Origin of the sequence: Thauera sp. 2A1, assembly GCF_009469595.2 — a bacterium.
Taxonomy (GTDB): domain Bacteria; phylum Pseudomonadota; class Gammaproteobacteria; order Burkholderiales; family Rhodocyclaceae; genus Thauera.
On sequence record NZ_SSXV01000019.1, the window covers coordinates 39,548 to 65,271 of the forward strand.

23 protein-coding genes are annotated in these 25,724 nt (G+C 67.5%); 2 read left to right on the forward strand and 21 right to left on the reverse strand.

What is annotated here, in order from left to right:
• Positions 1 to 25: 25 nt before the first annotated feature.
• The 6 genes from GH664_RS16125 to GH664_RS16150 all read right to left on the reverse strand — a co-directional run bounded on the left by GH664_RS16125 (position 26) and on the right by GH664_RS16150 (position 9,879).
• Positions 26 to 1,660, reverse strand: coding sequence for a DUF342 domain-containing protein (locus GH664_RS16125; RefSeq protein WP_153169098.1), 1,635 nt, complete (start codon positions 1,658 to 1,660; stop codon positions 26 to 28).
• A gap of 49 nt (positions 1,661 to 1,709) precedes the next feature.
• Positions 1,710 to 4,802, reverse strand: coding sequence for an efflux RND transporter permease subunit (locus GH664_RS16130; protein ID WP_153169099.1), 3,093 nt, complete (start codon positions 4,800 to 4,802; stop codon positions 1,710 to 1,712).
• A complete protein-coding gene (locus tag GH664_RS16135) occupies positions 4,799 to 5,974 on the reverse strand; it encodes an efflux RND transporter periplasmic adaptor subunit (protein ID WP_153169100.1) in 1,176 nt (391 codons plus the stop codon). The genes GH664_RS16130 and GH664_RS16135 overlap by 4 nt, the downstream gene beginning before the upstream one ends.
• A 62-nt stretch (positions 5,975 to 6,036) precedes the next feature.
• Complete coding sequence (locus GH664_RS16140) at positions 6,037 to 7,281, reverse strand: nitronate monooxygenase (protein ID WP_153169101.1); 1,245 nt, start codon at positions 7,279 to 7,281, stop codon at positions 6,037 to 6,039.
• A 106-nt stretch (positions 7,282 to 7,387) separates the two neighbouring features.
• Positions 7,388 to 8,551: a class I SAM-dependent methyltransferase gene (locus GH664_RS16145; RefSeq protein WP_153169102.1), complete on the reverse strand. Its 1,164-nt coding sequence runs from the start codon at positions 8,549 to 8,551 to the stop codon at positions 7,388 to 7,390.
• A complete protein-coding gene (locus tag GH664_RS16150) occupies positions 8,548 to 9,879 on the reverse strand; it encodes a chloride channel protein (protein WP_153169143.1) in 1,332 nt (443 codons plus the stop codon). Before GH664_RS16150 ends, GH664_RS16145 begins: the two co-directional genes overlap by 4 nt.
• A 270-nt stretch (positions 9,880 to 10,149) precedes the next feature.
• On the opposite strand from GH664_RS16150, the gene GH664_RS16155 reads away from it, so the two are divergent.
• Positions 10,150 to 10,662: a MarR family winged helix-turn-helix transcriptional regulator gene (locus GH664_RS16155; protein WP_153169103.1), complete on the forward strand. Its 513-nt coding sequence runs from the start codon at positions 10,150 to 10,152 to the stop codon at positions 10,660 to 10,662.
• A gap of 31 nt (positions 10,663 to 10,693) precedes the next feature.
• On the opposite strand, the gene GH664_RS16160 is transcribed toward GH664_RS16155, so the two are convergent.
• The 3 genes from GH664_RS16160 to GH664_RS16170 are packed head-to-tail and all read right to left on the reverse strand — an operon-like array spanning position 10,694 to position 14,162.
• A complete protein-coding gene (locus GH664_RS16160; protein WP_153169104.1) occupies positions 10,694 to 11,872 on the reverse strand; it encodes a VWA domain-containing protein in 1,179 nt (392 codons plus the stop codon).
• A gap of 19 nt (positions 11,873 to 11,891) precedes the next feature.
• A complete protein-coding gene (locus GH664_RS16165) occupies positions 11,892 to 13,295 on the reverse strand; it encodes an EAL and HDOD domain-containing protein (RefSeq protein WP_153169105.1) in 1,404 nt (467 codons plus the stop codon).
• A gap of 15 nt (positions 13,296 to 13,310) precedes the next feature.
• Positions 13,311 to 14,162: a MoxR family ATPase gene (locus tag GH664_RS16170; RefSeq protein WP_153169106.1), complete on the reverse strand. Its 852-nt coding sequence runs from the start codon at positions 14,160 to 14,162 to the stop codon at positions 13,311 to 13,313.
• A gap of 117 nt (positions 14,163 to 14,279) precedes the next feature.
• On the opposite strand from GH664_RS16170, the gene GH664_RS16175 reads away from it, so the two are divergent.
• Entirely contained in the window at positions 14,280 to 14,864 is a 585-nt protein-coding gene (locus GH664_RS16175) for a cytochrome c (protein WP_153169107.1), read from the forward strand.
• Here GH664_RS16175 and metC read toward each other — a convergent pair.
• From metC to GH664_RS16235, 12 genes are all read right to left on the reverse strand, one after another.
• Positions 14,861 to 16,060 carry a cystathionine beta-lyase gene (gene metC / locus GH664_RS16180; RefSeq protein WP_153169108.1) on the reverse strand — a complete coding sequence of 400 codons (1,200 nt, stop codon included), beginning with the start codon at positions 16,058 to 16,060 and terminating at the stop codon, positions 14,861 to 14,863. The genes GH664_RS16175 and metC overlap by 4 nt on opposite strands.
• A gap of 393 nt (positions 16,061 to 16,453) precedes the next feature.
• Positions 16,454 to 17,434 (reverse strand): cysteine synthase A, encoded by a 981-nt coding sequence (cysK, locus tag GH664_RS16185; protein ID WP_153169109.1) that lies wholly within the window; start codon positions 17,432 to 17,434, stop codon positions 16,454 to 16,456.
• A 128-nt stretch (positions 17,435 to 17,562) separates the two neighbouring features.
• Positions 17,563 to 18,366 (reverse strand): class II glutamine amidotransferase, encoded by an 804-nt coding sequence (locus GH664_RS16190; RefSeq protein ID WP_153169110.1) that lies wholly within the window; start codon positions 18,364 to 18,366, stop codon positions 17,563 to 17,565.
• 126 nt (positions 18,367 to 18,492) lie between these two features.
• Positions 18,493 to 18,924 (reverse strand): DUF1841 family protein, encoded by a 432-nt coding sequence (locus GH664_RS16195; RefSeq protein WP_153169111.1) that lies wholly within the window; start codon positions 18,922 to 18,924, stop codon positions 18,493 to 18,495.
• 71 nt (positions 18,925 to 18,995) lie between these two features.
• Positions 18,996 to 19,628 carry an endonuclease III gene (nth, locus tag GH664_RS16200; RefSeq protein ID WP_153169144.1) on the reverse strand — a complete coding sequence of 211 codons (633 nt, stop codon included), beginning with the start codon at positions 19,626 to 19,628 and terminating at the stop codon, positions 18,996 to 18,998.
• Positions 19,629 to 19,639: 11 nt separating this feature from the next.
• On the reverse strand, positions 19,640 to 20,353 hold the full coding sequence (gene rsxE / locus GH664_RS16205) for an electron transport complex subunit RsxE (RefSeq protein ID WP_153169145.1): 714 nt from the start codon (positions 20,351 to 20,353) through the stop codon (positions 19,640 to 19,642).
• Positions 20,353 to 21,030, reverse strand: a complete 678-nt coding sequence (locus tag GH664_RS16210) for an RnfABCDGE type electron transport complex subunit G (protein WP_153169112.1) — start codon at positions 21,028 to 21,030, stop codon at positions 20,353 to 20,355. Before GH664_RS16210 ends, rsxE begins: the two co-directional genes overlap by 1 nt.
• Positions 21,027 to 22,031: an RnfABCDGE type electron transport complex subunit D gene (locus GH664_RS16215; RefSeq protein ID WP_153169113.1), complete on the reverse strand. Its 1,005-nt coding sequence runs from the start codon at positions 22,029 to 22,031 to the stop codon at positions 21,027 to 21,029. Before GH664_RS16215 ends, GH664_RS16210 begins: the two co-directional genes overlap by 4 nt.
• A gap of 8 nt (positions 22,032 to 22,039) precedes the next feature.
• A complete protein-coding gene (gene rsxC / locus GH664_RS16220; protein ID WP_153169114.1) occupies positions 22,040 to 23,749 on the reverse strand; it encodes an electron transport complex subunit RsxC in 1,710 nt (569 codons plus the stop codon).
• Positions 23,746 to 24,297: an electron transport complex subunit RsxB gene (gene rsxB / locus GH664_RS16225; protein ID WP_153169115.1), complete on the reverse strand. Its 552-nt coding sequence runs from the start codon at positions 24,295 to 24,297 to the stop codon at positions 23,746 to 23,748. The genes rsxC and rsxB overlap by 4 nt, the downstream gene beginning before the upstream one ends.
• 68 nt (positions 24,298 to 24,365) lie before the next feature.
• The gene (gene rsxA / locus GH664_RS16230) at positions 24,366 to 24,950 is read right to left on the reverse strand and encodes an electron transport complex subunit RsxA (protein WP_153169116.1); all 585 of its coding nucleotides are present in this window, start codon (positions 24,948 to 24,950) and stop codon (positions 24,366 to 24,368) included.
• Between the two features lie 76 nt (positions 24,951 to 25,026).
• The gene (locus tag GH664_RS16235) at positions 25,027 to 25,581 is read right to left on the reverse strand and encodes an NUDIX hydrolase (protein ID WP_153169117.1); all 555 of its coding nucleotides are present in this window, start codon (positions 25,579 to 25,581) and stop codon (positions 25,027 to 25,029) included.
• Positions 25,582 to 25,724: the final 143 nt, after the last annotated feature.

The following is a 25,724-nucleotide window of genomic DNA, read 5'->3' on the forward strand; positions in this document are numbered from 1 at the left end:
GACATGAGGCGCTTGCGCGCGCCTCCTAGGTCAGCGGAAAGATGCCCAGCCCCTGATCCGCCAGCCGCACGGTACAGGCGCCCAGTTCGTGCGGAATGCGCAGCTTGTGCTCACCGAGCGTGATCGTTACGCCCTCGTGCATTTCGCGCTCGACCTCGACCCGCGCCTGCTGGGTGAGCTCGAGCAGGTGGCGCAGGTCAGCCTCCTCGCCGCGCAAGGTCTCGATCTCAGCCGCCAGGGTTGCCGCCGTCTGCTCGGCGCGGGTGACGACGTCTTCCGGTACGCGGCCGGGGTTGCGATCGGACAGCGTAAGCAGCTTGCCGACCTCGAGCAACTGGTTTTCCTTCTGATCGCGCGCTTCGAGCTTTTGCTGCATGGCCTGCGCCAGCGCCGGCCCGGTGCCGATCACGAGCTCGGTCCGCGTGCGGCTGGAACTGCCGATGACGCGCGCGTGGATGGACAGCGAGGCGCGGGCGGTTCCGCCGATGATGTGGCCGCGGCGATGGTTGCCGACGCGGATGTGGTTTGCCGCGCTGAGTTCGCACTGCATCGCCACGTCGTCGATGAAGATCGAGTCCCCCGCGTCGATCCGGGCCTGCTGCGCATAGATGGCGGAGAAACTGCCGCCGCAGCGGATGCCGTGGGTGCCGGCGTCCTTGGCCGCCGTCTTGCCGCCAATCCCGCCCATCACGCCGCCCTTCACCACAATGCTGCCGCCAGCGTCGAGCAAGGCTGGCTCGACGACGCCGCCGATCTCGATGTCGCCGGTTGCGCGCACCGTCATGCCGGCGGTCACGTCGCCGAGCACCTTGACGTTGCCGTCGAAATTGATGTTTCCGGTGGCCATGTTCACCGTCTTCAGCGTCAGGATGGGCTCGACGACCATGCCGCCCCGCACGCGCACCGGCTGGCCATCGGTGGCCGCAATCAGCAAGTCGGGGTCGTCTGGCGAAATGGCCGTGCCCCGCAATCCCGCAGCAAAACGCACGGCTCTTCCCGCCCGTGGCGCGATCGGGCGGCCTTGTACGCTCAGCCCTTCGCTGCCTGGAGTGGGCGGGTGGCGGCGCATCAGGGCGTCGCCGGCATGCACGACCATGATGTCACCGAGGTCGCGGTAGTCGGTGCGGCCTGTCGGGCGGATGCTGGGAACGCGGTCACGTGTGTCCGGCAGCAGGCATTCCAGCCGGCCATCCTCGCCAGCGATCGGTGCGCGGCCGCGCGCGATGACCAGTTCGCGTGCCTCGCCGGAGTTGATCGCACGATTGATCTCGGCGACGAGGATGCCTTCGATCACGCCCCTCGCCTCGAGCGCCTCGAGCAGCATGGTGCGGCTGACGGGCTTGCCGCCTCGCGGCGGAAAGATGCTCATCGTCGCGGAAAGGCCGTCGGCGGACACGAGGATGTCGACGGTGCCGTCCACGACGTCGGCGATGACCGACGGCGCGACGTTGCGTCCGGCGTTGTACTGCGCGATCAACCCACGGATGGCGTCGGGCCTGATGCGCAGCGCCTCATGCCCGGCCGCAGTGATGCGGTTGCGCAGCCAGACGGCGTTGATGCTGGGAAAGCGCGAGTCATACTCGAGGCTCGCGACGAGCGAGTGCCCCGCTTCGTCGAGTGTCAGCGAGAGTGCCGGGCCGTCGGTGATGTCGTCTTTCATGCGTCAACCAGAATGCATGTTCGTGCTCTTGAAGCGGATTGTAGACGCGTCAGACAACACGCGCATGATTCTCGTTTTCCCGTGTGCGCCGTCCGCGCCGCAGGCTGCTCACCTTGCCGATGACATCGTCAACATACGTGAAGACGACCGGGATCACCAGCAGGCTCAGGAAGGTGGAGGTGATCAGGCCGCCGATCACGACGATCGCCATCGGCGCGCGAAAGCTGGGGTCGGTGCCCAGGCCAAGCGCGATCGGCATCATGCCCGCGCCCATCGCCACGGTGGTCATGACGATGGGGCGCGCGCGTTTGCGGCAGGCGTCGAGCAGCGCCTCGAGGCGGCCAAGCCCGTGTTCGCGGCGCGCCAGCACGACGTAGTCGATCAGCAGGATGGAGTTCTTGGTGGCGATGCCCATCAGCATGATGAGGCCGATCATCGACGGCATGGACAGCGCCGAGCGGGTGACGAACAGCGCCAGGAACGCGCCCGGCACCGACAGCACCAGCGCCGCGAGGATGGTGACCGGCTGCACGAAGTCGTGGAACAGCAGCACCAGCACGATGTAGATGCACAGCACCCCGGTGAGCATGGCGACGCCGAAGCTGGCGAAGAGCTCGTTCATCGCCTCGGCGTCGCCCACGGTGGTGTGGATCACGCCGGGCGGCAGGTTGCGCATGCTGGGCAGGGCCAGCGCCTGCTTTTCGACCTCGCCCAGCGGCTGCTGGTTGAGCTCGATCTCGAAGTTCACATTGCGCAGACGGTCGTAGCGATTGATCTCCACCGGGCCGCTGTCGATGCCGATGTTGGCGACATTGGCCAGGGCCACCGGCCCGCCGCTGCCGGGCACGCTGAGCTGGCCGAGCAGGGCAACGTCGCGGCGCGCTTCGGGCGGCAGCTTGACGACGATCGGCACCTGGCGCTGCGACAGGTTGAACTTGGCGAGGCCCTGGTCGTAGTCGCCGGAGGTCGCGATGCGCAGCGTGTCGCCGATCGCGGCGGCGGTCACGCCGAGGTCCGCGGCGCGGGCGAAATCGGGCCGCACGACGACTTCCGGGCGCACCAGGCTGGCGGTGGTGGTGACGTTGCCGATGCCCGCCAGGGTGCGCAGCTCGCGCTCGACGAGGCGTGCATGCGCGGCGAGGGCTTCGCCGTTTTCGCTCGCCAGCACCAGCACGTATTTTTCGTTGGAGCCGCCCAGTCCCACCTTCACCCGCACGCCGGAAAGATCAGCCAGCGCCTCCCGCAGCGCGTTCTCCACGTCCTGCTTGCGCACGCCGCCGCGCTCCTGCCGCGGCGTCAGGTTGATCGTCAGCGTCGCCTTGCGTACTTCCGCAGCGCCGCGCGGCACGAAGGGATCGGAGCCGGCAGCGCCGCCGCCCACGGCGGTATAGACCAGCTTGACGTGCGGGTTGCGCTGCACGATGGTGCGCGCCTGCTCGGCGACCGCCAGGCTCTCGTCAAGGGTAGCGCCGGGTGGCAGCGACAGATGTACCTGGGTCTGCGACAGGTCGTCTGGCGGGATGAAGCCGGTCGGCAGCAGCGGCACGAGCGCGAATGAGCCGAAGAAGAATACCGCTGCAGCCAGCATCGTGAGCGCGCGATGGCGCAGGCACGCGCCGACCCAGCCGAGGTAGCGGCCGAGCCAGCCGGGCTCGTGGTGCTCGTCGCGCGGTGGCTTGAGCAGGTAGGCTGCCATCATCGGCGTCAGCAGCCGCGCCACCACCAGCGAGAAGAACACCGCGATCGCCGCCGTCCAGCCGAACTGCACGAAAAACTTGCCGGCCACCCCGCTCATGAAGGCGGTGGGGAGGAACACCGCGATCAGCGTGAAGGTGGTGGCGATCACCGCCAGACCGATCTCGTCGGCTGCCTCCATCGCCGCATCGTACGGCGTCTTGCCCATGCGCAGGTGGCGCATGATGTTCTCGATCTCGACGATGGCGTCGTCGACCAGGATGCCCACCACCAGCGACAGGCTCAGCAGGGTCACGACGTTCAGCGAGAAGCCCAGCAGCCACATCGCGGCGAAGGCCGGCAGGACCGACAGCGGCAGCGCGGTTGCGGAAACGACGGTGGCACGCCAGTCGCGCAGGAACAGCCAGACCACGATCACCGCCAGGATCGCGCCTTCGAGCAGCAGAGACATCGAGCCGTCGAAGTTCTCGCGCACCGGATCGACGAAGTTGAAGGCCTGGGTGATGGCGACGTCCGGATGCTCGGCCTGCAGGCGAGCGAGCGCGGCGCGTACGCCGTCGGCCACCTCGACTTCGCCGGCGCCGCGGCTGCGGGTGATCTCGAAGCCGACTACCGGGCGGCCGTCGAGCAGCGCCGCCGTGCGGATTTCAGCCACCGTGTCGCTGACGGTCGCGAGCTGGTCCAGCCGCACGCGGCGCCCATCGGGCAGGGCGATTTCCATCGCCGCCAGTTCGGCCGCCGAGCGCACTGTGGCAATCGTGCGCACCGACTGCTCGATGCCGCCGATGTCGGCGCGGCCGCCTGCCGCTTCCTGCTGGATGCGGCGCAACTGGCGCGAGATGTCGGCGGCGCTCGCCTTCAGCGCCAGCAGCCGCCGCGGGTCCAGCTCCACCCGCAGCTCGCGGCTGACGCCACCGACGCGAGACACCGCGCCGACCCCGGCCACGCTGAGCATGCGCTTGCTGACGGTGTTGTCCACGAACCAGGACAGCGCCTCGTCGTCCATGCGATCGGAAGCGACGGTGTAAGTGAGGATGGGCGCGCCGGACACGTTCATGCGCGAGATGACCGGGTCACGCAGCTCGCCCGGCAGGTCCGAGCGGATGCGCGACACTGCGTCGCGCACGTCGTCCACCGCCTCCTGCGTCGGCTTCTCCAGCCGGAACTCGGTGGTGACGGTGGCAAGCCCGTCCTGCACCTTGGTGTAGATGTGCTTGACGCCCTGGATCGTGGCGATCGAGTTTTCGAGCTTGCGCGCGACCTCGGTCTCGAGCTGGGCCGGCGCGGCGCCGGGCAGGGACGCGGTGACGACCACGGTGGGGAGGTCGATGTCGGGAAACTGCTGGATCTTCATCGTGCGAAAGCCGATGAGGCCCAGCACGGTGAGCAGCAGGAAGAGCAGGATCGCCGGAATCGGGTTCCGGATCGACCATGCGGAGACGTTCATTGCGTCGCCGTCCCGGCAGGGGTGGAAGTGGTGGCGACGCGCACCGCGTCGCCGTCGGCCAGGAAGCCCACGCCCTGGGTCACGACGGGGGCGTCGGCGGCGAGACCCTCGACGATCTCGATACGGTCGCCGATGCGGCGACCTGCCTTCACCTTGACCTGCGCCACGCGCGCTGTACCAGCATCGGCTTGCGCCACGCGGAACACATAGGCAAAGCCGTCGCTTAGCAGCACGGCGGTTTGTGGCAGCGTCTGCACCTCATCCAGGCCGAGCTCGAATTCGCCGCGCGCGAACATGCCGGCGCGCACGGCGACATTGCCGCCGTCAGGCGGCAGATCGACATAGACGATGCCATTGCGCGTGGCGGGGTCGACGGTCGGTGCGACGGTGCGCACCTTGCCGCGTACCGTGCTGCCGTCGGGAGCGATGAGCGTGGCGCGGGTGCCGGGCGCGATCTGGCCGAGGGTGGCCTCCGGAACCTCGGCACGCCATTCCAGCCGTCCGCCGCGGATCAGCCGGAACAGCGGCTGGCCGGACTGCGCCAGTGCGCCCACTGTGGCGGTGCGTGCCGAGACGATGCCGTCATCGGGCGCAAGTACCCGTGTCTGGGCCATCCGCACGCGGTCGGCCTGCACCCGGGCGCGCGTCGACTGCAGGCGGGCGGCGGCCGTCTGCTCGGCACTCAGGTACTGGCGGATCTGCTGTTCGCTCATTGCGCCACTGCCGCGCAACTGGCGCGCGCGCTCGGCATTGGCCCGCGCTTCCTGCGCGGCGGCGTCTGCCTCGGCGACGGCCGCGGTCGATTGGGCGAGCTCGGCGGCGACGGTGTCCTCGGCGATGCTGGCCAGCAACTGACCTTTGCGGACCCGGTCGCCCACGTCCGCGCTGACCGCCGTCAGGCGAAAATTGCTGATCTCGGCGCTGATGACGACTTCCTGCCAGGCGGCAATGTCGCCGGTGGCTGGCACCAGGCGCGGCCAGCGGCGCTTGTCGGGCGTGGTGACGGCGACGGTGAGCGCCGGGCGGGCGCGGCTCGATGACGCGGTGGACGCGCTGGCGGACGACGCACCGGCGCTTTCGGGCGTGGCCGTGGCGGCCGTCTTCTCGGTGCCGAGGCATCCGGCCGCCAGCGCTGCGGCCGCCGCGACCGCAATGACGGTGCTGCGGCACATGGCTGCTAGCATCAACGCGACCGCCCCGGGCTCACCGTTACTGCACCCCGCATGCGGCCGGCTTACTCCGGCAGCGCGATGCGGCCGTCGGTGCTGAACTGGTAGTCGCGGAAGACGTGCTCGGCACTCAGCACCTGGTAGTTGCCGTCGTCCTGCAGGCGCGAGGTGTCCTTGAGCCGGTAGGTGTAGTGGCCGCAGGTCCAGCAGTCGAAGTTGCGCATGTGGGTGCACAGGCAGGTCTTGTCCCACACCTTGATCTTCTTGGCGTCAGGGTGCGCGGCGACTTCGCGGTTGTAGGCCTCGATGTACTGGCAGTTGCCGCTCGAGTCGAGCAGGTAGCCGTACGCTTCGCAGTTCGGGCGGATGCCGCTGCCGATCGCCGGGCTGCTCTTGAGCATGCGCATCGGGTAGCCGGTGGGCGAGATGCCATTGACTTCGATGTCTTCCTCGCTGGCCTTGAAGTAATACTGCTGCACGTCACCGGGCAGGCCGCACTCGCGGGTGACGGTGAAGCGCGTCGCGACCTGCACGGCAGCAGCGCCGAGTTCGAGGAAATTCACCGCATCGGTACCGGTGAAGATGCCGCCCGCCGGGATCAGCGGGATGTCGAGCTGTTCGGCTTTCAGCCAGTCGCGGATCTCGATCGTGATGGTGGCAAGGTCGTACTGCGCCCAGTCCATGCCGAAGCCGAGGTGGCCGCCGGCAAGTGGGCCTTCGACCACGACGTAGTCGGGCAGTCGGCCGGTGCGCCCGTTCTTCTTCAGGAAAAGCTGCAGGGCGCGCAGCGAGGAGACGATGATGCCGAGCTTGACGTCACGGAAGCGGGGGTGGTCCTGCATCAGGGCGAAGGAACCCAGGTGCAGGCCGGCTGCCAGCGTGATGCCGTCGATGCCGTTGTCCATGGCGGCGAGCATCCGCGCCCGAAGGGTTTCCTTCGGGCTGTTCATCGTCAGTTTCTCCATGCAGTTGATGAAGATCAGCCCGTCGCCGCGCTTGGCTTCCATCGTGCGCCGCACGTGCGTCGCCGTGGCTTCGGCCACCAGGCCGAGGTCGAACTGCACCACCGACTTGTCGGGGTTCTCGACGTTGAACTTGTACTGCTTGAGCTTGTTCTTTACGTACTTGGTGTTGTAACGACGGTCCGATACCGTCGGCAGCATCGCGTCCGAGATGTGGCCGATGCCGCCGAGGCGGGCAGCCTCGAGCGACAGTTCGGCGGTCGAGATGTCCACTCCCATGCCGCCCACCATGATCGGCACCAGTTCCTTGTTGCCGAGCCGCAGGCGGAAATCATCAACACGCTTCATCGCATTAGCGTCCAAATTTCTTGTAGTCCGGCATTATCGCTCGACCGGGCGCACAGAGGGTGCGCGAGCGGTGTGGATTGCGCCCGCGAGAGGGACTTTTTTCGCATCAGCTTGCGGCGAGCCGCCAGAGTGATGTGACTTCGGCGGAGCGCGCAGCATGCAGCGGATCGGTCGCATCCTGGGCGCGTGGATGGCGTGGGCGCGCATCGAGTCGGTCGACCACGCGCAGGCCGGCCGCGCCGATCCATTCGAGCAATTCCGCACGGCTGCGCAGGCCGAGGTGTTCGGCGAGATCGGACAGGATCAGCCAGCCTTCGCCGCCGGGCGCGAGATGTCCGGCAAGCCCGGAGAGGAAGCCGCGCAGCATGCGGCTTTCGGGGTCATACACCGCGTGCTCCACCGGCGACGTCGGACGCGCGGGCAGCCAGGGCGGATTGCACACCAGCAGCGGCGCGCGGCCGTCGGGGAAGAGGTCGGCGCGCACGAGGTCAACATGCGCGGACAGGCCCAGGCGGGCAAGGTTGTCGGCGGCACAGGCGAGCGCGCGCTCATCCTGGTCGGTGGCGACGACGCGGGCGACGCCGCGGCGCGCCAGCACCGCGGCCAGCACGCCGCTGCCGGTGCCGATGTCGAAGGCCAGCGCCGGCGACGGCAGCGGCGCCTTGGCGACGAGGTCGACATATTCGCCCCGCACCGGCGAGAAGACGCCGTAGCAGGGATGGATGCGGTCGCCGAGCGCCGGCACCTCCACGCCCTTGCGATGCCATTCCCACGCGCCGATGAGGCCGAGCAGCTCGCGCAGCGACGCAACGGAAGGCTCGCCATCGGCCTGCCATGCCTGCGCGCAGGCAGCGCGGGCATCGGGCGCGCGGCGCAGCGGAATGCCGAAATCGGCGTCGAAAGGGATCAGCAGCATGCCCAGGATGCGCGCGCGCTGGGCCTGCGCCTGGCGATGCAGGTGGAAGGCGTCGGCGGGTGCCGGCGCGGCGCCCTTGTCCTGCTTGGCCTTGCGCGGCCTGCGCGCGATACGTCGGGCCATGGCCTGCAGCAACTGGCGGGCGTTGTGGTAGTCGCCGCGCCACAGCATCGCGCAGCCCTCGCAGGCGAGGCGGTATGCGGCATCGGCCGCGAGTTGGTCGTCGGCGACGATGACCCGCCGTGGCGCCGGCTGACCGCTCTCGGAGCGCCACCTTGCCGTGCGGGCGACGCCGTCCTCTTCCCAGCTCAGGTGCAGTGCCGAGGCCTCGGTGGTGGTGGTCGGCCGGCTCATGAGCGACGGCCCCGGGCGGCAACGCGGGCTTCCGCACGGCGCAGCGCCGGGTAGGCGAGCGCCTCGTAGAGCGGCACCGAAGCGACCGAGCGCGAGATACCGTGGGCGACGACGGCGGTGGCCATCAGCGGGATCAACATCTGGTGGTTTGCAGTCATTTCCATGACGATGACGAAGGAAGTGATGGGAGCCTGGGTCATCGCGGCGAGAAAAGCCACCATGCCGAGCACCAGGATCGCGGAATCGTGCTCGCCGGGCAGCAGCAGTGCGACATCCGTTCCCATGCCCGCCCCCACCGCCAGCGCCGGCGCGAAGATCCCGCCGGGTATGCGCGACACGAAGGCGAGCCAGATCGCCAGCAGCTTGAGGGTCATGAACAGCGCCGGCAGCGGCGCGACGCCCTCGAGGGCGGCCTTCGACTCCTCGTAGCCGGTGCCGTAGGTGACGCCGCCGCTCGCGAGGCCGATCAGGCCGGTGGCCAGTCCGCAGCCGGCGGCGAAGAGGAAGGGGCGCTCGCGGGAGAATTCGCCCAGCCTGCCGGGAAGCCCGCGCGCCGAAGCCACCAGCAGGCGCGAGAAGCCGCCACCCAGCAGGCCGCCGGCGACGCCGCAGGCCAGCACCGGCCAGATGCCGCCCGGCCACAAGATCGTCTGTGGGGTGCGGCCGAAATAGGTGTAGTTGCCCAACACGGCGAGCGACATCAGACCGGCGAAGATCACCGTCGTGAGCGTGGTGGCATTTGCCCGGAATGCCTTGTGGCGGCACATCTCCTCGATGGCGAACATGATGCCGCCCAGCGGCGTGTTGAACGCCGCCGCGATCCCTGCGCCACTGCCGGCGATGATCAGGTCCCGCGGCGACGCGATGCGCCGGCGCAGGCCCGACAGCAGATGCATCACCGATGCGCCGACCTGTACCGATGGGCCCTCGCGCCCCACCGCCGCGCCCGACAGCAGGCCGCCCAGTGTCAGCAGGATCTTGCCTACGATGATGCGGACCGACAGGAGCTGCCTTCTCACCCTGGCATCGTCGATCTGCGCGGCCGCGATCGCCTGCGGGATGCCGCTGCCTTCGGTGCCGGGGAAGAGCCTGTGCGACAGCCACGCGATCAGCGCGAACCCCGCCGGCGCGATGATCAGGGTCAACGCCGGATGGTCGCGCAGCAGGTCGCGATGCGTCCTGATCGCGATCTCGGCGCCGATCGCGAAGAGGATGGACAGGGCGCCCACGGACAGCGCCGCGGCGGCGAGCAGCAGACGCCGCTGCCAGCGTCCGGGGGAGAGCCAGGGCAGCACGATGCGACTGCCGCCGCGCGCGAGCGGGCGCATGCCGCGCGCCCATGGCCAGAGACGTCGTCGCGCCCCGGTCGACGGTTCGGCGTGAGCGCCGCCGTTGGTGCCGAGGTGGGAATCGGAGGGGGTGTCAGGGTCCAAGGAGCAAGCTCTAGCGTGCAAATGCAACACCATGCGGTATCAGTTCACGCCGATATGCCGATGCTCGCCGCGGCGGCTGCGCGAATTCGGTACCATACGTGAAAGGCAGTATGGTTATTTTTTCAGTGATCATTGTTTGTCCGAATATAGCAGGAGCCGGGTTTCATGGTGCAGGTGCAACAAGTGTCCAGGGCGAGTGGCAGCAAGGCGGCACAGCCGTCGCCGCTTTCGGTGCTGCAGCGTTTCAGGGTGCTGATTCGCACCGCCCAGCGCCACTCGCAGTGGATCGAGCGGCAGAGCGGGGTGACGGGCGCACAGCTATGGGCGCTGCAGGAGCTGAAGGAACTTCCCGGCCTGCGCGTGGGGGAGCTTGCCAACCGCATGGCGCTGCACCAGTCGACCGCTTCCAACATGATCGACCGGCTGGAAACCTCCGAGCTGATCCGCAAGGAGCGCACCAGCGCCGATCAGCGCGTGGTGCGGCTCTATCTTACCGAACAGGGCGAGGCGCTGCTGGCGCGGGCACCGTCGCCGGCGCGCGGCGTGCTGCCCGAAGCCTTGCGCCTGCTCGACGAGGACTCCCTGTGCAAGCTGCAGGACGACCTCGATGCGCTGCTTCGCCAGATCAAGGATCTGGACGCGGGCTTCGGCATGCAGCCGCTGCCCTTCACCGAGTAAGGCAGGGCAGCCCGGCTGCAGCAGCAAGCGCTCAATGCCGCTTGGACAGCGCCTGCATCGCCCGCGCCAGGCCGTCCAGCGTCATCGGGAACATGCGTCCGCCAACGATCTGGTGGATGATGCCGATCGACTGACGGTAGCTCCATAGCCGCTCGGGCTCCGGGTTGAGCCAGGCGGCAGCCGGGTAGGCGTCGAGCAGGCGGCGCAGCCAGGTCGCGCCCGCCTCGGCGTTCATGTGCTCGATCGAACCGTGCTGATGCAGGATCTCGTAAGGGCTCATGGTCGCGTCGCCGACGAAGATCAGCTTGTAGTCCGGGCCGTACTTGTGGATGACGTCCAGCACCGGCGCGCGTTCCTGATGGCGGCGCAGATTGTCGCGCCACACGCCCTCGTACACACAGTTGTGGAAGTAGAAGTACTCGAGGTGCTTGAACTCGCTGCGGCAGGCCGAGAACAATTCCTCGCACACCTTGACGTGGTCATCCATCGAGCCGCCCACGTCGAGGAACAGCAGCACCTTGACCGCGTTGTGGCGTTCGGGCCGCATCAGCAGGTCCAGCCAGCCGGCGTTGCGCGCGGTGGCGGCGATGGTGCCGTCGAGATCGAGTTCCTCGCTCGCGCCCTCGCGGGCGAAGCGCCGCAGCCGGCGCAGTGCCACCTTGATGTTGCGGGTGCCGAGCTCGACGTCGTCGTCGAGGTTGCGGAACTCGCGCTTGTCCCACACCTTCACCGCCGTGCGGTTGCCGGCCGATTCGCCACCCACGCGGATGCCTTCGGGGTGCGTGCCATTGTTGCCGAAGGGTGAGCTGCCGCCGGTGCCGATCCACTTGCTGCCACCTGCGTGGCGGCCTTTCTGCTCGGCCAGGCGCTTGCGGAACTCGTCCATCAGCTTGTCCCAGCCCAGCTTCTCGAGCTGCGCGCGTTCTTCCGGCGTCAGGTGCTTGCGGGCCATCGCACGTAGCCATTCCTCAGGCAGGTCGACTTCCAGGCCGGGGATTTCGGCGACGCCGCGGAAGTATTCGCCGAAGGCCTGGTCGAAGCGGTCGTAGAAGCTCTCGTCCTTCACCAGACAGGCACGCGCGAAAAAGTAGAACTCGTCGATCGAGTGGCCGCACACGCGCTGCTGCAGGCCTTCGAGCAGGGTCAGGAACTCGCGCGTCGACACCGGCAGCTTGCGTGCCTTCAGGTGCAGGAAGAAGTCGATCAGCATCGCACGCCTCCGGCGGCCTTCATTCCTGGATCGCCAGTGCCCACGACAGGGCCTCGAGGTGCCGCTCGGACGCGATCGCGGGAGAGACGCCACAACGCGCGGCAGCATCGGCGATGCATGTGCCATTGAACTGCTCGCAGGCGATGGCCAGCTCGAGCAGCGGTGCATAGGGGCCCTCGCCGTGGCGCACGGCAAGATTGATCTCCGGCGTCACCGCCAGGGGGCCGAGCGCCTTGTCCATGGGCACCTCGAGGATGACGTCGATCAGCGACAGCAGGCCGGTCAGGAACAGTGCCTCGCGCTCGTAGGGCGAGCGGTCGGCGCTCAGCAGTTCGAGCATGCGCGCGCGCACCAGCGCACTCTCCAGCGCTGCCGAACTGCGCCCGGACGGAGTGTCCATGCTGCACACCAGCAGGATGAGCCAGCGATAGAGCTTATCGCGGCCGATCACGAAGATCGCCCGCTCGATCGACGATACATGCTCGGCAAGTTCATTCGCTGCGGCGTTGATGTAGCGCAGCAGGCGCAGCGACAGTGCGGCGTCCTCCTTCAACAATGCCGCCAGTTCGCTGGTGTCGGCATCTGCCTTCACCTTGCCGATGAGGCGCGACAGGCGGGCGGCGTTCGGTCCGAGGTCGCGGTCGTCCCAGCTTTCGCGGCTGGTGATGAACGGGCCCTGGAAGAGGCTGGCGCCGAGCTTGTAGCAGAAGCGGAAATCCTCGAGCCCCGCAAGGTCGCGCACCAGCAGCCTGGCCTGCGGCGCCGCCTCGACGACGTGCGAAGCAAGCTGCAGGCCACGTCGCGCGTCGATCGCCGGCGCGCGCAACATGACGAAATCGGCCAGCGGCAACAGCGGCTCGAATTCGGTGACCACCGCAGGGTCGGGGATCCCGATGCGCACGCCCGTCACCCGCAGGCGACTGACCGTGTCACGCAGGTTGTGGATGTCGGGCGCGCCCGGGTCCGGATGCGTTCCCAGCAACAGCACCGTCTTGTGCGGTGGCAGCGTCGCCAGGCAGGGATGGTCGAGGAAGGAGTCCGGCACGTCGATGAAGGCGAAGCGCCGCCCGATCAACGTGCCGATATCGGCACGCACGAGGTTGCGCACCAGGACTTCGGCGTAAAGGTGATGCACCCGCCGGCTGCTGTGGCGGATGCGGTTGCGGGTGCCCTCCTGCAGCATGAACTGGTAACCAGCGATACGCTGGTCGCGGCCGAGCACCGCTTCGCGGCACAGGAAGATCGTCTCGGCGTCGATCTCCTCGGCTGGGGCGGAGCTCGTCTCGCTGCGCAGCGGTGCGCTGCGGTTGAGCACCTGGAAACCTGCCGCATCGTTGTCGCGCGGCGTTGACGGCGTGGCGGCGGTCGCCGCTGCCGCTGCGCGGCGGCGGCCGAACAGCCAGTCGAAAAAGGCCCTCAGCATGGTGTCGCTCCAGTCTCAGCGGTTGTGGCGCGCCATCATCACCAGGCGCTCGAACAGGTGCATGTCCTGCTCGTTCTTCAGCAGCGCGCCATGCAGCGGCGGCACGATGGCCTTGCGGTCGGGCGCGTGCAGTGCCTCGGGCGGAATGTCCTCCGCCACGAGCAGCTTCAGCCAGTCGATGAGCTCGGACGTGGAGGGCTTCTTCTTCAGCCCCGGGATCTCGCGCAGCCCGAAGAACACTTCCAGCGCCTCGCTCAGCAGTTCCTTGCGGATGGCGGGGAAGTGCACATCCACGATGCGCTGCATCGTGTCGCGGTCTGGGAACTTGATGTAGTGGAAGAAGCAGCGGCGCAGGAAGGCGTCGGGCAGTTCCTTCTCGTTGTTGGAGGTGATGAAGACGATGGGCCGATGGCGCGCCTGTATCGTCTGGCGCGTTTCGTATACATGGAATTCCATGCGGTCGATCTCGCGCAGCAGATCGTTGGGGAATTCGATGTCGGCCTTGTCGATCTCGTCGATCAGCACCACCGTCGGGCAGTCGGCTTCGAAAGCCTGCCACAGCACGCCTTTGACGATGTAGTTGCCGATGTCGCGCACGCGGTCGTCGCCCAGTTGCGAATCGCGCAGGCGCGACACCGCGTCGTATTCGTACAGGCCCTGCTGCGCCTTGGTGGTGGACTTGATGTGCCACTGCAGCAGTGGCAGGCCGAGCGACGCTGCGACCTGCTCGGCGAGCATGGTCTTGCCCGTTCCCGGCTCGCCCTTGATCAGCAGCGGGCGCTGCAGCCTGATCGCGGCATTGACGGCCAGCATCAGGTCGGGGGTGGCCACGTACTCGCGCGAGCCTTCGAAGCGAAGATCGGACATCGGGGATTCCTCTGATTAATTCCGTGCAATTATAGGTCTAGCGTTACGCAAAAAAGGCGGGGCCATTGCCCCCCGGGTTAGATCCGGCACGCGCACCCAACACGGAGACGAGACGCAATGAACCGATCCCAACTGCTGCTGGCAGCGATGTTGTCCACCTTCGCGTCGGCTTTGCCCGCTGCCCAGGGAAATGCCGAGGCGGCGAAAGGCAAGATCTCGATGTGCATCGGTTGCCACGGCATACCAGGTTATCGGACAAGTTATCCCGAGGTTTACCCCGTGCCGAAGCTTGGCGGCCAGCACGCGGATTACATCGTCAGCGCGCTCGCCGCCTATCGCAGCGGCGAGCGCAGCCACCCCACCATGCGAGGGATCGCCGGTGGACTGACCGAACAGGACATGGCCGACCTCGCCGCCTATTACTCGGCAGGCGCGCAGCCGCCGGCAACGCCGCCATCTGCCAACGACAAGGCGCAGGTCTGCGCCGCGTGCCACGGCGCCGATGGCAACAGCCCGACGCCGGCCTTTCCACGGCTGGCCGGCCAGCAGCGCGATTACATCTTCCAGGCGCTGCAGGACTACAAGGCCGGTCGTCGCAAGAACCCCATCATGGCGGCGCAGGTCGCGAACCTCGGCAAGGAAGACATGGAGGCGCTGGCCACCTGGTTCTCGACACAGCAGGGGCTGTACGTCAAGCGCTAGGCGGGCCGCGCGTGCAGACGATCGAATGCCTGCGCGAGATCGGCGATCAGGTCGGACGGCTCCTCCAGTCCGATATGAAACCGCACCGCCGGGCCGCCGAGGTCCGGCGAGGAGGCCGTGCGCGTGATGCTGCCGTAGGTGGGCAGTGCCAGGCTCTCGAAGCCGCCCCATGACGCGCCGATGCCGAACAGGCGCAGCGCATCGATCATTGCATCGACTCGCGCCTCGGCGAATTCAGGCCGGAAGACCACGCCGAACAGGCTGCAGGCGCCACTGAAGTCGCGCTTCCAGAGCCCATGCCCCGGCGCGTCGGGCAGGGCGGGATGCAGCACCCGCAGAACCTCCTGTCGGGCGGCGAACCAGCGCGCCACTTCAAGGCCGGAGGCCATCTGGTGACGCAGCCTGACGTTGAGCGTGCGCAGGCCGCGCAGGGTGAGCCAGCAATCGTCCGGGCTGGCGTACTGGCCATAGAGCAGCGCAGTCTGCCGGACCGCGCGCCAGTCCTCGTCGGTGCGCGTGGTGAGGCTGCCCAGCAATACGTCGGCATGGCCGCCGGCATACTTGGTGAGCGCCTGGATGGACACATCCACCCCGTGATCGAAGGGCTGGAAGAAGTGCAGCCCCCAGGTGTTGTCCATCAGCACCTTGAGGCCGTGCTGGCGCGCCAGCGCCGCGAGGGCGGGCACGTCCTGCATTTCGAAGGTGTGCGAGCCCGGGCTCTCGAGATAGAGCACGCGGGTGTTGGGGCGGAGCAGCGGTTCGAGTCCCGCTGGCGTCAGGTCCGGCCGGTAGTAGCTCACCTCGACCGCCATGCGGCCGGCGAGCACGCTGTCGCAGAAGCTGCGCACCGGTCCATAGACGCTGTCGGGAATCAGGCAGTGGTCGCCGTGGCCAAGGTAGGCGAGCAGGCCGATGCAGTTGGCGGCGAGGCCCGACGACACGATCTGGCAGCGCGTGCCGCCCTCGATGTCGGCGATCAGGTCCTCGAGCATGTGGTGGGTCTGATTGCCGTGCAGGCCGTAGCTCAGGTACTGATCGTATCGGTGCTTCCAGCCCTCGCGGCGCGCGGCGGTCGAGGGCACCAGCACGGTCGAACCCCGATGCAGCGGCGGATTGACGAAGCCGTGCGTGCGAGTGCCGGGGCGGCCGAGGTGGGACAGGCGGGTGGCGAAGTGGTCGTCGTGTTGGTCGGACATGGTCGCTGGGTCAAGGTGGCTTGTTCGTAATGATGGCGGCGTGCGAATAACCGCCGGGCGCACCGGGCATTCCCTCCAGCGGCTGCGGAACTCGCCGTCGCTTCGCTCGGCTCAGACAGTCCTCGCCGCATCCGGGAATACGCGGCACGCCCGGCTTGGCACCGAGGGCTGGCGGGAGATCAAAACCGAAAGAACCCTTGCGTCCCTTGCACTGGTGCGGCTTCACGGCACCCATGAGGACATCCGACACTGCCAAGCCGGCCGTGTCGGGTGTTCGTGGAGTGGGCGAGGACTGTCCGGGCGAACGCAGCGAGCGAGTTCCGCAGCCCACGGAACGAACACCCGGCGCGGCTGGCGGTTAGAGGCACGAGTAGCCGGGCACCTGCACCCCAGCTAGCTCGTCGCCAGCCCTTTTTCGTCGAAGTAGCCCTCGAACAGGATCGAGCTCAGGTAGCGCTCGCCCGAGTCCGGCAGGATCACGACGATGGTCTTCCCCGCATTGGCGGGATCCTTCGCCAGCCGCGCAGCAACCGCCGTGGCCGCGCCGCAGGAGATGCCGGCGAGGATGCCTTCCTCGCGCGCGAGGCGGCGTGCGTATTCCACCGCCTCCTCATTGGTGACCGTCTCGACCTGGTCGATCAGCGACAGATCCAGCACGTCCGGGATGAAGCCCGCGCCCAGGCCCTGGATCTTGTGCGGTGCCGGCTTGAGCTCCTGGCCGGCGCGCCTCTGCGTGATCACTGGACTGGCGGCAGGCTCCACCGCGACCGAGCAGATCGCCTTGCCTTGGGTCTTCTTGATGTAGCGCGAAATGCCGGTGATCGTGCCGCCGGTGCCCACGCCCGACACCACGATATCGACCGCCCCATCGGTGTCCTGCCAGATTTCCGGGCCGGTGGTGGTCTCGTGGATCGCCGGGTTGGCCGGGTTCTTGAACTGCTGCAAAAGCACGTATTTGCCCGGATCGGACGCGACGATCTCCTCGGCCTTCGCGATCGCGCCGTTCATGCCCTTGGCGCCTTCGGTCAACACCAGCTTGGCGCCATAGGCCACCAGCAGCTTGCGGCGCTCGATGCTCATCGTCTCCGGCATCGTCAGCGTCAGCGGAATGCCGCGCGCTGCGGCGACGAAGGCCAGGGCGATGCCGGTGTTGCCGCTGGTGGGTTCGACCAGTTCCTTGCCCGGTCCGAGCAGGCCGCGCTTCTCGGCATCCCAGATCATCGCGGCGCCGATGCGGCACTTTACCGAGTAAGCTGGGTTGCGACCCTCGATTTTCGCCAGCACGGTGGCCTTGGCACCGTCGATGACCCGGTTCAGCCTCACGAGCGGCGTGCGGCCGATGGAATCCGCGTTGTCTGCGTACCAGTTGGACATGTTCCTTTTCCTCTTCCTTGCTTGGTCTGTCTGGGGGGGTGCGCGGAGGAGGGCCATGGCTTGCCACGCCCCGAGCACCGACGGCGATCATACCGCCACTTGCAGATTAGCCCAGCTTTGGAAGCGCTTCAGGCGGGCAGGGCGTGCCTTGCGGGCGCAGCGTACGGCTGCGTCTCGGTACCGTCGCAGAAGTACTTCAGCTCGCCCGGTGCGAACGCGACCCACTCCTCGCCGGTGGTGAGTGGCTTGGTTGCGATCACCGTCATGCGGTCATCGATCTGATTGCGGCGGGCGAAATCCACGCTCAGGTCGTGATCGACGAGGCGCACCGAGCGGAAGGGATAGGCCCGTCGCACATGGTGCAACTGCGTCGAACAGTGCGCGAACAGGCCGCTGCCGTCCGACAGGAGGAAATTGAAGGGGCCGAAGCAGGCGATCTCCTCGCACAGATCGGCCATGGTGGCGAGCAACGCCGCCGGGGCCGGGCGTGCCGGCCCGCAGCGCCGGCGCAGTTCCTGCATCACGTAGCAGAACGCATGCTCGCTGTCGGTGGTGCCGGCCGGTGTGTAACTGCCGTCGAGCGCCAGCGCATGGTTCTTGAGGTCGCCGTTGTGCGCGAACACCCAGTTGCGCCCCCACAGCTTGCGGCTGAAAGGGTGACAGTTCGACAGATCGACCGCGCCCTGCGTCGCCTTGCGGATATGCACGATGAGGTTGCGCGACTTGACCGGCGCACGCCGCAGCTGCTCGGCCAGCGGCGACGAGCAGGACGGGCGGTCGTCGCGCAGCACGCGGCAATCGTCGTCATCGAACCAGGCGAAACCCCATCCGTCGCGATGTTCGTCCGTCTGTCCGCCGCGGCGCACGAAACCCTCCAGCGAGAACTCGAGGCTCGCGGGCTTGTTGCAGTTCATGCCGAGCAGTTGGCACATGATGGCGACGGACGATGGTGCAGTGCGGTATGCACATCATCACCTTCACCCGGGCCGCCGACAATGAACTTGTTCCTGTTCTGCGTGCAAAAACAACAAAACTGTCACAAGCACGCAACAAGGATCTCATCCGGCGCCGATGCGCCGCCTCAGGTTGGCGATGTAGGCGGCACCGTCCGGCGGCGTACCGTTGCGTTGCGCGTCGAACAGCATCTCGCCGAGCGCTTCGAGCGCATCGTGCATGGCGTCGTGGCGGTCGCCGCGGCGCTGGCAGGCGAGGTCGAAGGCGGTGCGGATCCCCGGGGGCTGGTCGATCGACAACTGCTCCTCGATCGCCAGGTGCAGCGACAGGTGCAGGAAGGGGTTGATCTGACCGGCTTCGGGTGGGAAGTCGCGATCGACCGATTCCGGGTCCTCGAGCACCACGTGGTATTCGGGGTGTACGGTCATCACGTTGGCGGCGACCGATTCCATCGGTGTCAGCACTTTCTTTTCGCGGTACTTGCGCCAGGTCTCGATGAAGAAATTGCGCACCTGGTCGCGGCTCGGGTTGAACATCTTTGTTTCTCTCGTCGGTTACGGCAGTCGGGCGCGATGCGCCCGCAGGGGGGACGGCTGACCGCGCGACATCACGCGGTCTTGTCCCGATACAGGCACAGGTCGCGCACGCAGCACTCGCCGCACCTGGGCTTGCGCGCGGTGCACACGTAGCGCCCGTGCAGGATCAGCCAGTGGTGGGTGTCGAGCAGGAAGTCCTTGGGCACGCGGCGCAGCAGCGCCTTCTCCACCTCGACGACGTCCTTGCCCGGCGCCAGCCCGGTGCGGTTGGCGAGGCGAAAGATGTGCGTGTCCACCGCCATCGCCGGCTGGCGAAAGACGGTGTTCAGCACGACGTTGGCTGTCTTGCGACCGACGCCCGGAAGCGCCTCGAGCGCCTCGCGGTCGGCCGGAACCTCGCCGGCGTGCCGCTCGAGCAGCAGGCGCGACAGCGCCACGGTGTTCTTCGCCTTGTTGCGGAACAGGCCGATGGTCTTGATGTGTTCGGCCACGCCGTCCTCGCCCAGCGACACCATCGCTTCGGGCGTGGGCGCAGCCGCGAAGAGCTTGCGCGTGGCGAGATTCACGCTGCGGTCGGTGGCTTGAGCCGACAGCACGACCGCGACCAGCAACTGGTAGGCCGAGGCGTACTCGAGCTCGGTCTTCGGCTCGGGGTTGGCTTCATGCAGGCGGCGGAAGAACTCACGGATCGCCTCGCGCTTCATGCTGGGCATGATCAGCCGGCGGCGCCTTCCACGGCACCGCCGGGAGGCGGCTCGAGCGCTGCGGGGGCCTGCGGGTGACGGCGCGCGCTCGCGTCCAGACGGGCCTTGATGGCGTTGTAGGCGGCGATCAGGCAACCGAGGGCGAAGAAGGCGCCGGGCGGCAGGATCGCCAGCAGGAAGCCGGGATAGTCGTCGCCGAACACGTTCAGCGCCGACGTGCCCGGGATGATCATCTCGATGCCCGACAGCAGCGTGCCGCTGCCGAGCAGTTCGCGCACGCCGCCGAGCAGGGCCAGCACCCACACCAGGCCCAGTCCCATCATGATGCCGTCCACCGTGGAGGCCACCGGGTCGTTCTTGGCCGCGTAAGCCTCGACTCGCGCGAGGACGATGCAGTTGGTGACGATCAGCGGAATGAAGATGCCCAGCACCAGGTACAGGCTGTGCAGATAGGCGTTGAACAGCAGGTCGATCACCGTCACCAGCGCGGCGATGATGAGGATGAAGACCGGGATGCGGATCTCGTAGGGAATGAAGTTGCGCAGGCTGGCAACCACGAGGTTGGACAGCGCCATCGCGACCACTGTCGCGAGCCCGAGGCTGGTGGCGTTGACCATGCTCGTGCTCACCGCAAGGATGGGGCACAGGCCGAGCAACTGGGCGAGGCCGGTGTTTTGCTTCCACAGGCCGTTGGATGCGATGTCGCGGAACTGCTGTGCGCTGATCATGGCTGGTTTCCTTGCAGCGTGCTGCCGGCGGCGGCGGAGAAGAGGGCGTCGCGGTTCGCCATCGCGAACGCCACCGTGCGGCCGACGATGCGCGACACGGCGCGGGCGCTGATCGTCGCCCCGGAGTGGAAGTCGAACACGCCACCGTCCTTCTTCACCGTCCACCGTTCGGCGGCAACCTGGCTCCATGACACGCCGGCGAACTGGCTGATCCACGGCGAAGCCTTGTTGCGGTCTTTCGTGGGGTCGATGTAATCACCCAGACCGGGCGTTTCCTTGTGCGACACGACGCGCACGCCGGACACCGTGCCGTCCGTGCCCACCGCCACCACGATGCTGATGCGACCGGCGTAGCCGTCGGTGGCGGCGGCTTCCAGCACGAGCGCGGCGGGGGCGCCGGCCCTGCGTGCGCGCCACACGCGTCCGCCATCGTCCAGCCCCAGGGGCGAGGTCGGAGGGAGGTTCGCGACGTCGTCGAGCAGGGCGTTGTCGTAGCTGCCCGGCGGCAGCACTTCGTCGATCAGGCGCATCTGGGCTTCCTGCAGCGAGGCCTGGATCTTCGGGCGGGTCGCTTCGTAGGCCGAAGCCATCAATGCCGTGAACACCACGGTGAAGGCGAGCATGATCGCCGCGGTACGCGCCGAGGTGCGAGTGGCGGAGTAGCGCGCGCTCATGAGTTTCCTCCACGATGGCCGAACACCGGCGGCTGGGTCTTCATGTCGATCAGCGGTACGCAGATGTTCATCAGCAGCACGCCGAAGGCAATTCCATCCGGGTAGGCCCCGAAGCTGCGGATCAACCAGGCGATGAGGGCGATGCCAGCGGCGAAGATCAGCTTGCCGCGTGGTGTGGTCGCACCCGACACCGGGTCGGTGACGATGAAGAACGCAGCCAGCATCGCGCCGCCGCTTGCCAGATGGAACAGCGGCGACGCGTGTTGCGCCGGGTCGATCAGCCAGAACAGGCCCGACACGACGGCCAGCATGGCGATGAACGCGGCCGGCAGATGCCAGGTGATGACGCGGGTGCCGAGCAGGATCAGCCCGCCGAGCGCATAGCCTGCCGCAACCCATTCCCAGCCCCTGCCGCCCGCGATGCCGAAGGCGCTGTTGCCGGAAAACACCGTACCGACGCTGGCCCCGCTGCGCATGCCGGTGCGCAGCGCATCGAGTGCCGTTGCCGCGGTGATGCCGTCCGGCTGGCGGGCGCCGCCGAGGATGAGATCCAGTTGCGCGGCGAAGTCGAGCTGGCCGGCGCCAGGCCACTGCGACATCAGCGCCGGGTAGGCCACGATCAGCGCGCAGAAGGCCACCATCGCCGGGTTGAACGGGTTCTGGCCGAGGCCGCCGTAGAGGTGTTTCGCCACGCCGATGGAAATGATCACCGCCAGCAGCGTGATCCACCACGGCACGATGGGCGGAATGCTCAGCACCACCAGCCAGGCAGTGACGACCGCCGACAGGTCGCCGACGGCGAGAGCCACCGGCCGCTTGCGCAAGCGCATCACGAGCGCCTCGATGGCGATCGCCGCCACGCTGGCGAGCGCAAGGTTGACGAGGATGCCGGCGCCGAACTGCCAGACGTAGGCGGCAAGGCCGGGCAGCAGCGCGACCAGCACCGTGCCCATGACGCGCTGCACGCTGGCCGGCTTGCGGATGTAGGGGGAGTGAATCATCTTGACGCTCAGGGCTGGGTATCCGGCGCCGACGCGCCGGTCCCCGCGGGCGCGGGGCCGGAGGCTGGGGCGTTGCCGGTCGTGCGCCGGCGGGCCTCGATCTGTTCGATCTCGGCCTGCGTTTCAGCGCTCAGGTTGTCCGTGTTCTTCGGCTGCGCTGCGGCCCTCTGTGCCTGCGCACGTGCCAGCGCGGCGGCGATCAGCGCTTTCTTGGGGTCTTCGGCAGCATCGGCGGCGGGCGTCGCTGCAGCACCATCGACCGCCGGTTCGGTTGCGAGCTTGGCGCGCGTCTCGGCTGCCTTCGCGGCGAGCTTGGCGGCCTTCTCCTCCTTCTCGCGCTCCTGGCGGAAATTGCGGAACTCGAAGCGTTCGCGCGCCTGGTCCGATGCGGACTTGTCGCGCTCGCGCGCCCAGATCTCGCTCTTGGAAAAGCGGTAGTAGTCGACCAGCGGGATGTGCGAGGGACACACGTAGGCGCAGCAGCCACATTCGATGCAATCGAACAGGTTGTACTCCTGTGCCTTGCCGAAGTTCTTCGCGCGGCTGAACCAGTAAAGCTCGAAAGGCTGCAGGTCTGCGGGGCAGGCGCGCGCGCACTCGCCGCAGCGGATGCAGGCCTGCTCGGGCGGCGGCGGCGGGAAGAGCGCGTCGCTCGCCACCAGGATGCAGTTGGTGGCCTTGACGACGGGCACGTCGAAGCCGGGCATGCGCATCCCCATCATCGGGCCGCCCATCAGGTAGCGAGTGGTGTCGGTGCGCTGACCGGAGAGCCGCACGACATCGCTCATCGGCGTGCCGATGAGGACCTCGTAGTTGCGCGGCCGGTCGACGTTGCCGGCGACGGTGACGATGCGGGAGATCAGCGGATGGCCGCAGGTGAGCGCCTCGAACACGGCGTAGGCGGTGCCGACGTTGAAGCACTGCACGCCGAAATCGGTCGAGCGACGGCCGTGCGGCACCTCGATGCCGGTAAGCACGCGAATCAACTGCTTCGCGCCGCCGGCCGGATAGCGGGTGGGGATCGCCACCACCTCCATCGACTCGCCTTCCGCACGAACGGCCGTCTGCATGGCGGCGACCGCTTCCGGCTTGTTGTCCTCGATGCCGATCAGCACCTCATCGGCCTGCAGCAGGTGGCGCAGGATCGCAGTGCCCTTGACGATGCCGGCGGCGCGCTCGCGCATCAGCATGTCGTCGCAGGTGATGAAGGGCTCGCATTCGGCGCCGTTCAGCACCAGGGTGCGTGTCCTTCCCTCGCGCCCCGGGTTCATCTTCAGATGGGTCGGGAAGACCGCGCCGCCCAGCCCGACGATGCCGGCGTCGCGCACGAAATCGCGCAGTTCGTCAGGCGGCGTGCTCTTGTAGTTGAGTCGATCGAGCTCGGCCCAGCGATCCTCGCCATCGGGCTCGATGATCACCGACAGCATCGTCAGGCCGGAGGGGTGTGCCATGAGGGCGGGCTCGACGGCCGTGACGAGGCCGGAGGTGGGCGCGTGGACGGCGGACGAGACGTTGCCGTCAGCCGCGCCGATGAGCTCTCCCTTCAGCACCCGCTGGCCTGCGCGCACGAGCGGATGCGGCGTCCCGCCTATGCTCTGGTGCAGGGGCACGACGAGGCGCGGGGGCAGCGGCGCCTTGACGATGGGCTCGGAGGTCGAAGCCGCCTTGTTCGTTGCCGGCTTGACGCCGCCGTGGAAGCGGAAGAGCGAGCGCATCACGCCACCCTCCTGAGCTCGACGACGGGGTATTTCCATTTCCAGTTTTCCACGGTCTCGGGGATGGGCGTCATCGTGATGCAGTCCACCGGGCAGGGCGCAACGCACAGTTCGCAGCCGGTGCAGAGCTTGTCGATCACGGTGTGCATCTGCTTGGCCGCGCCGACGATGGCATCGACCGGGCAGGCCTGGATGCACAGCGTGCAGCCGATGCAGGTCTGCTCGTCGATCACCGCGACGGCTTTGGGCTTCTCGACGCCATGCTCCTCCGACAGCGGCTTGAACTCGCGCCCCAGCAGGTCGGCCAGCTTGCGGATGCCTTCCTCGCCACCGGGCGGGCACTGGTTGATCTCGGCCGCGCCCTGGGCGATCGCCTCGGCATAGGGCTTGCACCCCGGGTAGCCGCACTGGCCGCACTGGGTCTGTGGCAGGATCGCGTCGATCTTCTCGACCAGCGGATCGCCCTCGACCTTGAAGCGGATCGCGGCATAACCCAGGGCCGCGCCAAGCACGATGGCGATGCCGGTCATGACGAGCAGGGCTGAAAGCATGCGGAGGCTCTTGTTGTCGTTTGTGGGTGAGGGCGTGCAAAGCCGCGGGCGCTGTCGGCCCGCTCCGGTCAGTGGAAGCGGTCCAGCCCGGCAAAGCCCATGAAGGCCAGGCTCATGAAGCCGGCGGTGATCATCGCGATCGCGGTGCCCTTGAACGGCGCTGGCACGTCCGCACCCTCGAGCCGCTCGCGGATGCCGGCGAACAGCACCAGCGCAAGCGTGAAGCCCACCGAAGAGCCAAAGCCGAACAGCAGGGATTCGAGCAGGTTGTGCTTGAGCCCGACGTTGAGCAGCGGCACGCCGAGCACCGCACAGTTGGTCGTGATCAGCGGCAGATAGATCCCGAGCACCTGATGCAGCACGGGGCTGGTCTTCTGGATCACCAGCTCGGTCATCTGCACGATGGCCGCGATGACGACGATGAACGCCAGCGTGCGCAGGTAGGCGAGGTCGAAGGGCTGCAGCAGGTAGTGGTCGATCAGGTAACTGCTGCCCGATGCCACCGTCAGCACGAAGGTGGTGGCGGCACCCATGCCGATTGCGGTCTCGAGCTTTTTCGACACGCCCATGAACGGGCACAGGCCGAGGATGCGCACCAGGACGACGTTGTTCACCAGAACCGCGCCGAGAACGACGAATAGATAGCTGCTCATGATTCGCAGGCTTGAAATAAGCTCCGAATTATCCGCTTGCTCCGAGGAGGGCATCAAGCCTGATGCCGCTGCAGGATCAGGGGCGCACCTCAGCCACCGGCGGCGCCCCGATCACCAGGCTGTGGAACGGCCATCGGCCCTTGCGGCGATCTTCGAAGTAGTGCTGCAGCGTGAGGGCGATCGTGCGGAAGGCGATCTCCTCCCAAGGGATGTCCTTTTCCTCGAACAGCGCGACCTCGAGGGATTCCTCGCCGGGGCGGAAGTCAAGATCGAGCAGGCGCGCGCGGTAGATGATGTGCACCTGGCTGATGTGCGGCACGTCGATCAGGGTGTACATGTGCCCGATCTCGATGCGTGCGCAGGCTTCTTCCAGGGTTTCGCGGGCGGCGGCTTCGGCGGTGCTTTCCGCATTTTCCATGAACCCGGCCGGCAACGTCCACTTGCCGTGGCGCGGCTCGATCGCGCGCCGACACAGCAGGATGCGGTCGCCCCATTCGGCCAGCGCACCGACCACCAGTTTGGGATTCTGATAATGAATCGTCCCGCATCGGTCGCAGACGTGGCGCGGCAGCGAGTCGCCGCTGGGGATGCGGATATGGACGTGCGCGCCACAGTTTGAACAGAACTTCATCGGAGCAGGGCGGAAGGAATAACTTTCGATTTTAGCCCGGATCGGCCCTGGCTGGCAGGATGCGGGGCTGCGCGCTAAAGTGCTGGCCCCGCAGGCCGTTTACCTCGCATCTTCAGCGTCAGTCGTAGCGGCGGCCATGCCGA